This is a genomic window from Duganella sp. BJB476 (assembly GCF_003416895.1).
In the GTDB taxonomy this organism is placed as follows: Bacteria; Pseudomonadota; Gammaproteobacteria; order Burkholderiales; family Burkholderiaceae_D; genus Rugamonas.
In genome coordinates, this window is record NZ_QVIO01000009.1 from 47,939 (window position 1) to 61,500 (window position 13,562).

Genomic DNA, 13,562 nt, shown 5'->3' on the forward strand with positions numbered 1-13,562 from the left:
TGTCTGTCATGATTTTACGCTCGTCCGCTTGTTCATGATCTCCTGCCGACGGCGGTCTTGTGCCCGGCGATTGCCCGGATCGCTCATACCGGCGGGCAGATGCTCATCCAAGGCCCCTGTGCGCTCGCCGATTTGACGCATGACGTTATCCTGCAACGCCCGCTTGGACATCGCGTAAGCCATGTTGCAATCCGGAGTGATGCAGCGCGCATAGCGAATTGCGGTGGTCAGTAACTGCTCCGGCGGCACCACCTCATGGAAGAATCCCAGCCGCTCTGCCTCGTCGAGTTCATACAGTTCGCCGCGCAGCGTCGCCAGTGCACCGACCTGATCGCCCAGCGCGTATTTGATGATTTCCACATAGGCTGCGGGCATGGGGATGCCGATAGGGACTTCGTTCAGGCCAAAACGCGCTGGCTTCCGGGCAGCAACCCGGAAATCGCAATCCAGCGCAGTGATTAGCCCGCCTGCGATGGCATGGCCATTGATCGCAGCGACAGTGGGGCGCGGGTATTGGAAGATGCGCAGATTGGTTTCGCGATAGGCTTGGTACCACTGGGCGGTCTGCGTTGGATTCTTGCTGCCGAAAATGCCGAAACTGTACTCAAAATCGATACCGGCCGAGAACACATCTCCCTGCCCTGTCAATACCACCGGCAATGCGCCGAACTCGCGCTCGAGCCGGTCGAAGGCGCCGTGCAAATCGGCGAAGAAACGATCGTTTTGTATATTGACCTTATTGGTGTTCATATGCACGACCGCGCAGTCGTCCACCACCTCGATATGCCATGCCATTGCCGTCTCCTAGTCTGGTCTGTCAGCTTAAGTCGCTGTGAGGCCAGATTAGCAGAGGATTAGCGCCGCCCATGTCGCCCAAATGACATGCGTTGCAGGTTGAGCGCAGTGCTCCGTAGTGGTCAGAAACAGTGCCCTACCGCAGGAAATACCCCGTCTTTCACCGCCGCGACGTAGCTCTGAACAGCGCCCTCAATACTCAACTGTCCCTCCATGAAGTTATGCACGAAGCGCGCTTTTTTACCGGGAAACACGCCGAGCATGTCATGCATGACCAGCACCTGGCCTGAGCAGTCAGGTCCGGCGCCGATCCCGATGGTGGGGATCTCCAGTAAGTCGGTGACCTCCTTGCCCAGCATGGCGGGAATTGCCTCAAGCAGCAATAGCGAGGCGCCGGCAGTTTGCAACGCCAGCGCATCGGTTTTCAGCCGCGCCGCCGCTTCAGGCGACTTTCCCTGAACCTTGAATCCCCCGAGTTGGTGCACCGATTGCGGCGTCAGTCCAAGATGAGCAAACACCGGAATGCCGCGATCCGTGAGGAAGGTTACCGTCTCCAGTAACCACTCTCCGCCTTCAAGCTTAACCATCTGCGCGCCCGCCTGCATCAGCTTGACCGCGTTGTCGTAGGCGCACTGCGGAGTCCCATACGTCCCGAACGGCATGTCCGCCACCAGCAGCGCGGTGTGGTTGCCGCGAGCGACACATGCGGTGTGATAGGCGATATCGGCCAGCGTTACCGGTAAGGTCGTGCCCAGTCCCTGTATTACATTGCCGAGAGAATCTCCCACCAACAGCATATCGATGCCACAGCGATCCATTAATGACGCGAAGCTGGCATCGTAGCAGGTCAGCACCGCAATCTTCTCTCCGGCGCTACGTGCCGCCAGGAGTGACGGTACGGTAACTGCTTTGATGCGCTGAGGGTGTTCACTTGATTGCAAATAGCCAGACATGATGCTTCCTGAATAGAGGTATTGGCCACTGCTCCAGCGCAGCGGAAGATACTACGGCGACTAGCCGCCTGTGCCAGTTAGGCTGCCTTACGTTTGACATGCACCGCCCAAGCCTGTGTCAGCCAGCCATAGCCGCAAACAAGCATGACGCCGGCCAGTACCAGCCCTGCCCCAGCAATGAAACTGGGTTGTATGTGTTCGTCAAGCAGCCATGCGCCCAGTACCGTGCCAAACAGCGGCGTCATGAAGGAGAAGATGCCCAAGCGAGAAGCCAGGTATCGACGCAGTAGATGGAACCATGCAAGCAGGCTGGCAAACGACACAATCACCGATTGGAACACCAGGTTGGCGATGGCCATCGGGGTTGGAGCGAACACCAGCTGGTCGGACGCAATGGCGGCACCAAGCAGCAGCACGAAGGCGCCGATCAATTGATACAACGCGGTCTGGGTCGCCTGCAACTTTGATAGGCTCGAGCAGCGTATCACCACCGTTGTAACGCCCCATGCGGCACCGGCCGACAGACAAAGGAAATCGCCCCACAAGGTGCTGACCTTGGCCGCTTGGCCGGATGTTCCAGGATCGAACAGGAAGGCGATGCCGACGCCCGCGAATGACACGCCAACACCCAGCCACTGGATAGGCGCCAGCCGTTCCAATGGCAATTTTAGGTGCAAACCGAGTGCGGCGAATAGCGGCCCCGTATAAAGAAAGACCACCGCATGCGCAGCGCTGGTGTAATGCAGGCCTGCACCGAGCAGCGCGTATTCCAATGCGAAAAGGACGCCGGCCGCCGCCCCCGGCCGCCACGCGGCCAAAGCAGGTGTGATGCTTTCCTTGCGCGCCCACATCACGAGGCCCACCAGCACCGCAGCTATCCCCGAGCGCAATCCTATTTGCAAGACAGGGGCAACATCGCCGGCAGTCGCCTTGATTCCCACTTGCTGCATGCTCCAGACCAGGCACAGGACGATCATGATGCCGATCGCTTGCCCGTCCAGCGTTTTTCGCGTTTCCACGGTCAAAGTCTTTCTCACGGTGATGGTCAGTCGATTATGTCGGCGCCAGCTTTTCTTGATATAGTGAGAAACCGACACAGCATTTCGCAATTCCGACAAAGGCAGGATATGCGAGCAATCATCACGCTAGAGTTGGGGGGGGAGGAACTTAGCTACGCGGATGGTGGCGTCATTTTATGTTCCAGTTATACACATTCAAAATATGATCGATCATTGGCCATGACTAAACACTCACTGACCGCACCGTTCACGCAGACCTTACCGACGGAAATTTATTTTCGCAGTGCCGCGATGCCGGCGGAGGCCACCTATCCTTGCCACCGCCACTCCTGGGGCGAGTTCGTGTATGCCTTTAGCGGCGTGATCGACGTGAAGCTGGCCGATTGTCACTACCTCGCGCCACCACAGTACGGTATTTGGCTACCACCTCATGTCGAGCACACCGGAACGACCCGGTATGAGGCATTCCACAGTTCGCTCTATATTGCGGAAGAATTGTGCGCCCGCCTTCCGGCTACGCCCTGCGCGCTGGCGGCAACGCCTTTGATCAGAGCGCTGCTCGAGCATCTTCGACAGCAGCCGCCGGGATTGCCTCAGACAGAGCACGAGGAACGTCTACTGGGCGTTCTGGTAGATCAGTTGGCCTCCGCCAGACGCGTGGGAAGCTACCTCCCCACCACCGAGGATGCCGTGCTGGGAACGGTATTGCGCATACTCGAAGCCAATCCCGCCGATGGTCGTTCGCTGCCTGAACTGGCGCAGGCAACCAATACCACCGAGCGTACGCTGATGCGGCGCGCCCGGCGCGACCTCGGCATGACGTTGGCGGAATGGCGCCAACGCCTGCGGGTGGTCAAGGCGATGTCTCTGCTCGAACAGGGGAGCAGTGTAGAGAGCATTGCGTTTGATCTGGGCTATGCCAGCTCGTCTGCGTTCATCACGATGTTTCGCCGCTTGACGGATGAGACCCCCGACCAGTACCGCAAGCGTGTCGGACATACCCTCACCCGTCCAGCCAAGCGCCAGTGACGTGATCAAGCCTGGCGCGTCCAGGCGATCACGTCGAGAACGCCTCCCGTGCTGCCTGGCGGATGGCCAGCGTGGCTGGATGGCTGATACGCCGTTCGGTGGTGATGGCATACACCTGTTCGCGCAATACCGGAATCGTCCCTAGCATGACCACGTCGTACTGCGCGCAGATGGTCTGCGCAATGGCGGCCGGCGCGAAAAACAAACCGACGCCAGACTGACCGAAAGCCTTGATCATGGCGCTGTCGTCGAACTCCCCGACTATGTGCAGGCGCGGCACATGCGTATGCAGCCACTCCATCAGCCTGGCTCGCACGGCAAAGTCTTCTCCGGGCAGCAGCAGCGGCGCAGCGTTCAGGCATGTAGGGAACGGGCCGGTCAGCGTGGCGGCCAGCGCCGCAGCCGCAAACACGCCCAATTCGCTTTCGCCCAATAAATGGTTGTAGCCGCGCACGCTCAGGTGGCTGGGCATGGGGCGGTCCGCAATGACCAGGTCGAGGCGGTGCACGGCCATGTCCGCCAGTAGCGCGGCAAGGCGCCCTTCACGACACACCAGTCGGGTCGGCACGGCCAATGCCATTGCCGGGGCGACCAGGCGGCAAGCCACCGCCTTCGATACAGAGTCGGACACGCCCACCCGGAAGATGGTGGTCTTGCTGGCGGCCTGATCCCGTACAACATCCAGCAGGACGTCGCCGGCATTAAAAATGTCTTCGGCGTGGGGCAGGATGCGGCTGCCTGCCTCGGTCAGTTCCAGACGCCGCCCCACACGCCGAAAAAGCTCGACGCCTAACGTTTCGGCAAACTCGGTGAGCTGGCCGGAGATCGATTGTGGCGACAGATGCAGCTGTTCAGCTGCTTTGGCAATGCTGCCGCTGCGGGCCACCGTCCAGAAGTAGCGCAAGTGCTTGTAGTTAAGTGTCGACATGGCGCGCATTCGTGATACATCCATTTTTTCGATGATTTAATCAAGTATATTCGAATTGTGCGATGGATTGGGCGCCCCTATCATGGTCTTGTCATCCACTACAAAAGGAAATGGTCATGCAAATAGCAATCCAATCGAGCGGCCTGGTTCTGACCCGTAGCCTACGTGCCTATGTGCAGCGGCGTCTGCAAACTTCCCTTGGATGGGTGCTGATTCGCCGGCTGACCGTGTGGCTATCGGATATTAACGGACCACGCGGCGGCCGGGACAAGCGCTGCAAGATTCAGGTCAGCCTGGACAACGGCAAGACCGTACTGATCGAAGACACCGAAGCCGATCTGTATGCCGCCATCGACCGTGCGGCCGAACGCGCCGATCACGCTGTGGCGCGCCAGATTGCGCGGCGCCGTTCTTTTGCGCACAAGAAATTAACCATGCCGCCTGTCGATGGCGAGGCTGACGATAACGACCATCGCTAAGCGCGGGCAACACAAGATCAACCTGAAGGCGGAGGGCAGCAATGAATGGAATTGAGAGCATGGCCAGTGGCCCCATGTGGGCGGGCTTTATAGCGTTTGTGCTGGCGATGCTGGCGCTCGACTTGTGGGTCTTTGGCGGCAACAAGGCGCACAAGGTGTCGGCACGCGAAGCGGGCTTTTGGTCGCTCGGCTGGTTCGCCTTGGCATTGCTGTTCAACGGCGGCATGTGGTGGTACCTTCAAGGGACGGTTGGGCCGGAAATCGCCGAGAAAAAATCGCTCGAGTTCCTGTCCGGCTACTTGATTGAGAAGGCGCTGTCGGTCGATAACGTTTTCATTTTCCTGCTAATCTTTTCCGCCTTCCAGGTCCGTCCCGAATATCAGCGCCGCGTGTTGATCTACGGTGTGCTCGGCGCGATTGTAATGCGCGCTGTCATGATTCTCGCCGGCGCCTGGGTCGTCAGCGAATTTAGCTGGGTGCTGTATCTGTTCGGCGCGTTCTTGCTCTATACCGGCCTGCGCATGTTGAAAGCGGTCGATCATGTGCCGGACGTGCGGAACAACCCGGTGCTGCGACTGGCCCGGCGCATGCTGCCGGTATCCGATGGCGATCACGGTGAGAAATTCATCGTGTGGAAGGAAGGCAAGCGCTTTGTGACGCCGCTGTTGTTGGTGCTGGTCTTGATCGAGGCGACCGACCTGGTGTTTGCGGTCGATTCGATCCCGGCGATCTTCGCGATCACGTCAGACCCGTTCATCGTGTTCACCTCGAACCTGTTTGCGATTCTTGGCCTGCGTGCCCTGTACTTCCTGCTTGCCGATATAGCCGACCGCTTCCACCTGCTCAAGTATGGTCTGGCACTGGTGCTGTGCTTCATTGGTTTGAAGATGCTGCTGCTACCTTGGCTGCACGTGCCGGTCCACGTTTCGTTGATCATCGTGGCAATGCTGATCGCTGGCAGCATCATCGCCAGTCTGTACACGACCCGTAAGACCTGATGACTATGATTGTTCGTATATTTAAAGGAGTAAAGTAATGCGGAAATATATTCCCGACAGTGCCAGCGCTGCTGGCCGCATCGTGGCCCTTTGCATGGTAATCGACGGCGACCTGGCGTCATCCGAATTGCGGGCGCTCCAGCGTTCGCGGTTGCTAGAGTTCATTGAAATCGATATCGACAGCTTCCATGCTTTGCTTGATGAACTGTGCCAGGATATGTTGAGCAGCGCTGTCAGCGACGGTCATGTGGAACTGGCGCCGGACATGATAGCCGCGCTGCTCGATGAGATCCGCGACCCGACGTTGCAACAACGCTTGTTGCATGCGCTGTGGCGCATCGCCAATGCCGACGGCGTATTGGCCGATGCCGAGGTCACGTTGCTGGAGCGCGCCCGCGCCAGGTGGGCACCCGAGTCGCGCTTCGTGCCGGGCGAGGCGGAGTTGGTCGCTACGCGCTGACCGTCGCTCCCTCGCAGGGGCACCAGTACCCAAAGCCAATCCACACGGATTGGCTTTTTTTTTTCAATACGGAAAGCCGTCTCCCGGCCAAGCATAGGCCGCGTCAACCCACGCTTCGCTTCCCTCGTAGTCGTATCGCAGATTCGCGACAATTATATTTGCGCACATTACTATAAACTATGCACAAAATTTAAATTGATGCATAATGAAACGACACCCGGGGAACGGGACCGCTAAGGCAGCAAACCTAAGCGTGAAAAAAACGTGGCCATTGGCCGCCATAACGAGGAGATTGCAATGAAAAAAACAAGCCATCAGCGGCTGCGCGCCAGCCGTGGCGGGTATCTGCTGCGGCCGGCGATCGCCGCCGCCCTGCTGCAATACATGTCGGCCGGCTGGGCGGTGGATATTGAGTCGGCCAATCCCGATCTCAAGCTCAGCTGGAACAACACCGTCAAGTACAGTGCCGCCGTCCGCATGAAACAACAAGCCCCGGGCCTGATCGTCGACGCCAACACCGACGACGGCGACCGTAACTTCAATCGCGGACTGATCTCCAACCGGATCGACCTGCTGTCCGAGTTCGACCTGGCATACAAGGACAGCGGCCTGCGCATGACGGGCGCCGCCTGGTACGACACGGTCTACAACCGCGCCAACGACAATAATTCGCCCGCCACGGCCAGCCCCTCCAGCGTCAGCTACCAACAGTTTTCAGCAGGAACGCGCGACCTGCACGGCCGCAAGGCGGAACTGCTGGACGCCTTCGTCTATACCCGCTTCGATGCCGGCGGCATGCCAGCCAGCGTGCGCCTGGGCCGCCACACGGTGTTATACGGCGAGACCCTGTTCTTCGGCGACAACGGCATCGCCGCCGGCCAGGCGCCGGTCGACGTGGTCAAGCTGCTGTCGGTGCCTGGCACCCAATTCAAGGAATTGCTGATGCCGGTGAGCCAGTTGTCCGGCCAGCTGCAACTCAACCCCAACGTCACACTGGGCGGCTACTACCAGTTCCAGTGGCGCGCCAACCGCATTCCCGGCTCCGGCAGCTATTTCTCCGGCGCCGATTATGTCGGCCCGGGCGCCGAACGCTTCTTCGCGCCGGGCTCGTTCGCCCACGTCTACTTCGACCGCGACAGCGACATCAAGCCCAGGAACAGCGGCCAGGGCGGCCTGCAGCTGCGCTTCCGTCCCGACAGCGAGATCGCCGAATTCGGCCTGTATGCGATCCGCTATCACGACAAGGATTTCAACCTTTATCTGCTGCCGTCGGCGACGCCGGCGCTGCCTTCGGTGGGCAGCTACCGGCAAGTCTACGGCGAGGACATCCGGGCCTACGGCGCCAGCGCCAGCACCACGCTGGCCGGCGCCAACGTCGCGCTCGAACTGGTGACGCGGCGCAACGCGCCGCTGGTCAGCGATCCGGTGGTCGCCTTCGGCGCCGACAACGACGGCAATCCCGCCTACGCGGTCGGCAATACCGCCCACGCCAACCTGTCGGCGATCTATGTCATGAACGGCAGCCGCCTGTGGGATGGCGGCACCCTGTTGGCCGAACTGGCGTGGAACCGCCGCCTGAGCGTGAGCCGCAATCCGGCCGCGCTGGATCCCAACAGCACCCGCGACGCGTCCGGCCTGCGCGCCCTGTTCATTCCCGAGTACTACCAGGTGCTGCCCGGTATCGACTTGTCGCTGCCGATGGGCGTGGGCTATGCGATCAGTGGCCGCTCCTCCACCAACGTCAAGTTCGCCGGCGGCGCCGAGCATGGCGGCGACTTCAGCATCGGGGCCAGCCTGGACTTCCGCAAGAAATTCAAGCTCAGCATGAACCTGGTGCATTTCTACGGCGCGGCGGGCACCTTCATCTCGCCCAACACGCCGCCGGCCGCCACCATCCTGCCGTACCGGCAGACCAACAAGGACCGCGACTTCGTTTCGGTCTCGCTGCAAAGCACGTTCTGACCACAAAAATATTGAGGAGACAAAGATGGATACATCAAGCATGCGCGCGGCCGTGTCGGCCCTGTTGCTGACGGGCCTGGCATGGTCCGGCGCCACGCAGGCGGCGGTCGGCGCCGACGAAGCCGCCAGACTGAAAAGTGAACTGACGCCGGCCGGCGCGGAAAAAGCCGGCAATAAGGCCGGCACCATCCCCGCATGGGACGGCGGCTACACCAAGGTGCCGGCCGGCTACAAGGAAGGCGACGCACGGCCCGATCCCTACCCCGGCGAGAAGCCACTGCTGTCCATCAACGCCAAGAACATGGAGCAGTACGCCGACAAGCTGACCGACGGCGTCAAGGCGCTGATGAAGAAATACCCCAGCTACCGCATCGACGTCTATCCCACCCATCGCACGGCGGCCATGCCGCAATGGGCCTACGACAACACCTTCAAGAACGCCACCCGCTGCAAGACCAAAGATGGCGGCCTGACGATCGAAGGCTGTTACGGCGGCGTGCCCTTCCCCCTGCCGAAGACCGGCCATGAACTGATGTGGAATCATTTGCTGTCCTGGAAAGGGCAAGCCAATTCCATGCTGTTCCGCCTGTTCGTCACCACGGCCGATGGCAAGACCACCATGGCCTCGGACGGCATGAACGAAGTGCAGTCGCCGTACTGGTTCAAGGACGGCTCGCTCGACAAGTTCAACGGCGACTACAGCAACCTGCTGCTGGTGACCTACGGGCCGCCGTTCAAGGCCGGCGAATCCATCCTGCTGCGCGACACGGTCAATGCCGACAAGGGGCGCCAAGCCTGGCAATACCTGGTCGGCCAACGCCGCACCCGCAAGGCGCCGACGCTGGGCTACGACACACCCGACAGCGTGGCCTCGGGCGCCTTTTACTTTGACGAGGCCTTCGGCTTCTCCGGCGCGCTGGACCGCTACGATTGGAAGATCATCGGCAAGAAGGAACTCTACATTCCCTACAACACCAACCGCACCTGGCAGGCCAAGAGCACCGACCTGCTGGGGCCGCAGCACCTGAATCCCGACCACGTGCGCTGGGAGCTGCACCGCGTGTGGGAAGTCGAGGCCACCGTGGCTCAGGGCAAGCGCCATGCCGTGCCGAAGCGCCGCTACTACCTCGACGAGGACACCTACACCGCTGTGCTGTCCGACATGTGGGACGGCCAGGGACAGATCTGGCGCGTTGGCTACACGCTGCCGATGGCCATGCCGGACGTGCCTGGCTCCATCGCGCAGTCCTTCGGCCTGTACAACCTGTTGGCCAACACCTATGTGCTGGCCAACTACCCTGGCGAGAAAGCGTACCAGTTCAAGCAGTTGCCGCCTTGGGGCGAGAGCTACTTCACTCCCGAAAACCTGGCGGCCAAGGGCTCGCGTTGAAGATGGCGGCCACGCCGAAGGAATGCATATCATGAACTATCTCTTTACCGTGCCGCGGCGCGCGGCGGCGCTGCTGCTGGCGGCCTTTGCGCTGTGCGGCGGCGCCGCGCGCGCCGAACCGGACGTGTTGGAGCGGCCGGCGATCCCAAGCGTCAAGGCGGCCGGCTCCGTGCTGCTGGCGATCACCACCGCCGGGACTGGCCGGCGCCTGGTCGCGGCGGGCGAACGCGGCATCATCCTGTGGTCCGACGACCGCGGACTCGGCTGGCACCAGGCCAGCGTGCCGGTCAGCGTCTCGCTGACGGCGCTGCGCTTCATCAACGGGCAGGACGGCTGGGCGCTGGGCCATAGCGGCATACTGCTGCGCACCCGCGACGGCGGCAAGAACTGGAGCAAACAGCTCGACGGCAAGCAGGCCGCCGCGTTGATGCTGGCGGCGGTCAAGGCCGATAGCCGCAGCGGCCGGCAGGCGCTGGCCGACGCCGAGCGCCTGGTGGCCGAAGGCGCCAACAAACCATGGCTGGACCTGCATTTCTTCGACGCCCGGCACGGCTTGCTGGTAGGCGCCTTCGGCCTGCTGTTCGCCACCGATGACGGCGGACAAAGCTGGCAGGCCGCGCCCGGCCGCATCGACAATCCCAAGGCCAAGCATCTGTACGCCGTCGCCGGGCATGGCGACGCTTGCCTGATCGCCGGCGAGCAAGGCGCGTTGTACTATTCGGACAATCGCGGCCAGAGTTTCAGCGCCGCCGACGCCGGCTACCAGGGTAGCTATTTCGGCGGGCTGGCGTTGTCGCCCCGCGCGCTGCTGGCGTTCGGCATGCGCGGTAACGTGCGCTGGTCGGACGACGCCGGCGCCAGCTGGCATCGGAGCGACCTGGGCACCACCGCCTCGATCAGCGCCGGCCTGCGCCTGCGCGACGGCGCGCTGCTGCTGGCCGACGACACCGGCCAGCTGTATCGCAGCACCGACGGCGGCAAGCGCTTCGACCATATCGCCCCGCCCCAGCCGTCGCCGTTTACCGCGATCGCGCAAGCCGACGACGGCAGCCTGCTGTTGGCCGGCGTGCGCGGCATCACCCGCATCGCACTGAATCCCGCAAAGGTACAACCATGAAGGCCTCCGCACCCGTCCATCCGGTCGTCGCCAAGCTGGCCGATTTCGACCGCAGCTCCGGCTCCTGGCTGGAGCGTCTGTTGTTCAACCACCGCATCGCGGTGGTGCTGCTGTTCCTGCTGACGACCGCCGTGCTGGCCTGGCAAGCCACGGGCATCCGCCTGAACCCCAGTTTCGAACGCATGATCCCCGCGCACCACCCCTTCGTGCTGAACTACCAGCAGCATAAGGCCGACCTGGGTGGGCTGGGCAACACGCTGCGGATCGCCGTGGCCAACAACAACGGCACCATCTACGACCCGGCCTACCTCGACACGCTGCGCAAGCTCAACGACGAACTGTTCCTGCTGCCCGGCGTCGACCGCTCGTTCATGAAATCGATCTGGATGCCGGCGGTGCGCTGGATCGGCGTCACCGAAGAGGGCCTGGACGGCGGCCCGGTGATCCCGGACGGCTACGACGGTTCGCCTAAAAGCTTGAGCGAACTGCGCGCCAACATCGAACGCTCCGGCGAGATCGGCACCCTGGTGGCGCCCGATCTGCGCTCCAGCGTCATCGTGCTGCCGCTGCTGGAGGCGAACGGCAACCAGCGCCTCGACTATCTGCAACTGTCGACCAGGCTGGAACAGCTGCGCCAGCGCTACGAGGCGCAGGGCGTGCGCATCCATATCGCCGGCTTTGCCAAGGTGCTCGGCGACCTGATCGAAGGCATGCGCCAGGTGCTGCTGTTCTTCGGCGTCGCGCTGGCGATCTGCGCCGCCATGCTGCTGTGGTACACGCGCTGCCTGCGCAGCACCGTGCTGGTGGTGGCCTGCTCGCTGGTGGCGGCGCTGTGGCTGCTGGGATTGCTTCCGCTGCTGGGCTTCGACCTCGACCCCTATTCCATCCTGCTGCCCTTCCTGGTGTTCGCCATCGGCATGAGCCATGGTGCGCAAAAGATGAACGGCATCATGCAGGACATCGGCCGCGGCACGCACAAGCTGGTGGCCGCGCGCTACACCTTCCGCCGCCTGTTCCTGGCCGGCCTGACCGCGCTGCTGGCCGACGCCGTGGGCTTCGCGGTGCTGATGGAGATCGACATCCCCGTCATCCACGATCTGGCGATCTCGGCCAGCATCGGCGTCGCCGTGCTGATCTTCACCAACCTGATCCTGCTGCCGGTGCTGCTGTCCTACCTGGGCGTCAGCGCGGCGGCGGCGCAGCGCAGCCTGCGCGACGAGGAAGCGCCGCGCAAGCATCCGTTCTGGGCCTTCCTGGACCGCTTCACCCAGCGCCGCTGGGCCGCCCTGGCGATTGTGGCCGCGGCCATGCTGGCCGCCGGCGGCGCCGTGGTCAGCAGCCATCTGAAGATCGGCGACCTCGATCCCGGCGCGCCCGAACTGCGCCCGCAATCGCGCTACAACCGCGACAGCGCCTTCATGGCGGCCCACTACGCTGCCAGCAGCGACAACTTCGTCGTCATGGTGCAGACGCCGCAATACCTGTGCGCCCAATACAACACCTTGGCGCAGGTCGAGGCGCTGGAATGGCAGCTGCAGCAATTGCCGGGCGTGGAATCGACCAACTCCTTCGCCGCGCTGAGCAAGCGCGCCTCGGCCGCGATGAACGAAGGCAACCTGAAATGGTACGACCTGCCGCGCTCGCAGGACATGCTGAACGCCATCACCACGCGCGCCCCGCGTGAATTGCTGAACCAGAACTGCGACCTGCTCACCGTCTACGTCTACCTGAAGGATCACAAGGCCGACACGCTGGACGCGGTGGTGCAGGCGGTCGAACGCTTTGCCGCCGCCAACAACAGCAAGGACATCCAGTTCCTGTCGGCGGCCGGCAACGCCGGCATCGAGGCGGCCACCAACATCGTGGTGCGCAAGGCCAACACGCAGATGCTGGTGCTGGTGTATGCCGCCGTCATCGTGCTGGCCTTCGTCACCTTCCGCTCCTGGCGCGCCGTCATCTGCGCCATCCTGCCGCTGATGCTGACCTCGGTGCTGTGCGAGGCGCTGATGGTGGCGCTGGGCATCGGCGTCAAGGTCGCCACGCTGCCGGTGATCGCGCTCGGCGTCGGCATCGGCGTCGACTATGCGCTGTACGTGGTGTCGGTGACGCTGGTCGAGCTGCGCCAGGGCGCCAGCCTGTCGCAGGCGTATTACAAGGCCTTGCAATTCACCGGCAAGGTGGTGGTGCTGACCGGCGTCACGCTGGGCGCGGCGGTGGCGACCTGGGCGCTGTCGCCGCTCAAGTTCCAGGCCGACATGGGCATCCTGCTGGCGTTCATGTTCATCTGGAACATGCTGGGCGCCCTGATCCTGCTGCCGGCGCTGGCGCATTTCCTGCTGAAGCCCGCGCCGCGGGCGCAGCAGCCCGCCGCCATCGAGCCTGTCGCGCCGCGCCAGGCCAACGGCGTCGCCTTGTGACGCCATTCATGGGAG

At 62.5% G+C, this 13,562-nt stretch carries 12 protein-coding genes; 8 read left to right on the forward strand and 4 right to left on the reverse strand.

Annotated features, from left to right (window positions below; all coding sequences use genetic code 11):
• Positions 1–6 precede the first annotated feature (6 nt).
• From D0T21_RS27575 to D0T21_RS27585, 3 genes are all read right to left on the reverse strand, one after another.
• A complete protein-coding gene (locus D0T21_RS27575) occupies positions 7–795 on the reverse strand; it encodes an enoyl-CoA hydratase/isomerase family protein (protein ID WP_116993183.1) in 789 nt (262 codons plus the stop codon).
• A 122-nt stretch (positions 796–917) separates the two neighbouring features.
• Entirely contained in the window at positions 918–1,748 is an 831-nt protein-coding gene (panB, locus tag D0T21_RS27580) for a 3-methyl-2-oxobutanoate hydroxymethyltransferase (protein ID WP_116993184.1), read from the reverse strand.
• Between the two features lie 77 nt (positions 1,749–1,825).
• Entirely contained in the window at positions 1,826–2,767 is a 942-nt protein-coding gene (locus D0T21_RS27585) for a DMT family transporter (RefSeq protein WP_116993288.1), read from the reverse strand.
• A gap of 108 nt (positions 2,768–2,875) precedes the next feature.
• Between D0T21_RS27585 and D0T21_RS27590 the strand changes: the two genes are divergently transcribed.
• On the forward strand, positions 2,876–3,796 hold the full coding sequence (locus D0T21_RS27590) for a helix-turn-helix domain-containing protein (RefSeq protein WP_229211660.1): 921 nt from the start codon (positions 2,876–2,878) through the stop codon (positions 3,794–3,796).
• A gap of 28 nt (positions 3,797–3,824) precedes the next feature.
• On the opposite strand, the gene D0T21_RS27595 is transcribed toward D0T21_RS27590, so the two are convergent.
• The gene (locus D0T21_RS27595; protein ID WP_199538597.1) at positions 3,825–4,724 is read right to left on the reverse strand and encodes a LysR family transcriptional regulator; all 900 of its coding nucleotides are present in this window, start codon (positions 4,722–4,724) and stop codon (positions 3,825–3,827) included.
• Between the two features lie 116 nt (positions 4,725–4,840).
• On the opposite strand from D0T21_RS27595, the gene D0T21_RS27600 reads away from it, so the two are divergent.
• From D0T21_RS27600 to D0T21_RS27630, 7 genes are all read left to right on the forward strand, one after another.
• Positions 4,841–5,203, forward strand: coding sequence for an HPF/RaiA family ribosome-associated protein (locus D0T21_RS27600; RefSeq protein ID WP_116993187.1), 363 nt, complete (start codon positions 4,841–4,843; stop codon positions 5,201–5,203).
• A 41-nt stretch (positions 5,204–5,244) separates the two neighbouring features.
• A complete protein-coding gene (locus tag D0T21_RS27605) occupies positions 5,245–6,201 on the forward strand; it encodes a TerC family protein (RefSeq protein WP_116993188.1) in 957 nt (318 codons plus the stop codon).
• A gap of 37 nt (positions 6,202–6,238) precedes the next feature.
• A complete protein-coding gene (locus D0T21_RS27610) occupies positions 6,239–6,661 on the forward strand; it encodes a TerB family tellurite resistance protein (RefSeq protein ID WP_116993189.1) in 423 nt (140 codons plus the stop codon).
• A 297-nt stretch (positions 6,662–6,958) separates the two neighbouring features.
• The gene (locus tag D0T21_RS27615; protein ID WP_116993190.1) at positions 6,959–8,623 is read left to right on the forward strand and encodes a DUF1302 domain-containing protein; all 1,665 of its coding nucleotides are present in this window, start codon (positions 6,959–6,961) and stop codon (positions 8,621–8,623) included.
• Positions 8,624–8,648: 25 nt separating this feature from the next.
• Entirely contained in the window at positions 8,649–10,013 is a 1,365-nt protein-coding gene (locus tag D0T21_RS27620) for a DUF1329 domain-containing protein (protein ID WP_116993191.1), read from the forward strand.
• A 31-nt stretch (positions 10,014–10,044) separates the two neighbouring features.
• Positions 10,045–11,130 (forward strand): YCF48-related protein, encoded by a 1,086-nt coding sequence (locus tag D0T21_RS27625; RefSeq protein ID WP_229211661.1) that lies wholly within the window; start codon positions 10,045–10,047, stop codon positions 11,128–11,130.
• On the forward strand, positions 11,127–13,547 hold the full coding sequence (locus D0T21_RS27630) for an RND family transporter (RefSeq protein WP_116993193.1): 2,421 nt from the start codon (positions 11,127–11,129) through the stop codon (positions 13,545–13,547). The genes D0T21_RS27625 and D0T21_RS27630 overlap by 4 nt, the downstream gene beginning before the upstream one ends.
• The last annotated feature ends 15 nt before the right edge of the window (positions 13,548–13,562 follow it).